Below are 809 nucleotides of genomic sequence, written 5' to 3'. Positions count from 1 at the left end.
GGCCTCCTGATGGTCCACCTGCTGCAGCCGGGCCACGGGCTGCACCTCGTCGAAGCGGCCGTGTCGTCCAAGCCGGCCGCCACCACCGAGGCGTTCACCCTGAAGGGCTTCATCACCCACCTGGTGCCGACCTCGATCTTCGACGCCATGGCCAAGAACGAGATCCTGCAGATCGTCGTGTTCAGCTTGTTCGTCGGCACCGCCGTGGCGGCGCTGGACGACAAGGCCCCGCAGGTGCTGCACCTGGTGGAACAGTGCGCCCAGATCATGCTGAAGGTCACCGGCTTCGTCATGAAGCTGGCCCCGCTGGCGATCTTCGCGGCCCTGGCCTCGACCATCGCCACGCAAGGCCTGGCCATGCTGGGCACCTACGCCAAGTTCGTGCTGGGCTTCTACGGCGCCATGGCCACCCTATGGGCCCTGCTGTTCGTCGCCGCCTTCGTGGTGCTGGGCAAGCGCGCCATCCCGCTGTTCGGGGTGATCCGCGAGCCGGCCCTGCTGGCCTTCTCGACCGCCAGTTCCGAAGCCGCCTATCCGCGCATCCTCGACAGCCTGCCCAAGGTGGGCGTGCGCCGCCGCATCGTCTCGTTCGTCCTGCCGCTGGGCTATTCGTTCAATCTCGACGGCTCGATGCTCTACTGCACCTTCGCCACCATGTTCATCATGCAGGCGCATGGCGTGCACCTGACCATCCAGCAGCAGATCTTCATGCTGCTGCTGCTGATGGTCACCTCCAAGGGCATCGCCGGCGTGCCGCGCGCCTCGCTCGTCGTCATCATGGCCACCCTGACCTATTTCGGCCTGCCCGA

1 protein-coding gene is annotated in these 809 nt (G+C 66.3%); it reads left to right on the top strand.

Going from position 1 to position 809, the window contains the following annotated elements; all coding sequences use genetic code 11:
• The coding region (locus V6S85_RS26520; RefSeq protein WP_334350813.1) for a dicarboxylate/amino acid:cation symporter at positions 1-809 on the top strand (809 nt) is incomplete at both ends.

It is taken from the genome of Caulobacter sp. CCNWLW153, assembly GCF_036889365.1.
GTDB lineage: Bacteria > Pseudomonadota > Alphaproteobacteria > Caulobacterales > Caulobacteraceae > Caulobacter > Caulobacter radicis.
This window is presented reverse-complemented; position numbering and strand designations above follow the sequence as displayed.